The organism is Shewanella sp. S1-49-MNA-CIBAN-0167 (assembly GCF_040310145.1).
GTDB lineage: Bacteria > Pseudomonadota > Gammaproteobacteria > Enterobacterales > Shewanellaceae > Shewanella > Shewanella psychromarinicola.
In genome coordinates this window covers 1-249 of record NZ_JBEOPO010000408.1, presented here as the reverse complement: position 1 = coordinate 249, position 249 = coordinate 1, and the positions used below count along the sequence as shown (strand labels likewise).

The window sequence follows — 249 nt, the reverse complement described above, 5'->3', positions numbered from 1 at the left end:
CACGAATACCTTCTGCTTTAAAACGAGCTTCGTCATAATCGGCAAATTTTTGTGGGACTTTGTCGAAATACTTGGTGTCGCCACCTTCAATCACGCCGTTATCAAAAATGCGAAAAGACAGTAGTACCGCCTTTTTAAGCCATTGGTGAACATGCCATTCACCGTCAATTTTTTCAGCAACGCGTACTTGGCCTTTATCGAGCATATTGATCACGGTTTCAACATCAGCGCGAACACTCGGTTCTACGG

At 44.2% G+C, this 249-nt stretch carries 1 pseudogene; it reads right to left on the bottom strand.

What is annotated here, in order from left to right:
• A pseudogene (gene dapD / locus AAEZ00_RS21830) lies at positions 1-249 on the bottom strand (2,3,4,5-tetrahydropyridine-2,6-dicarboxylate N-succinyltransferase); the annotation flags it as partial.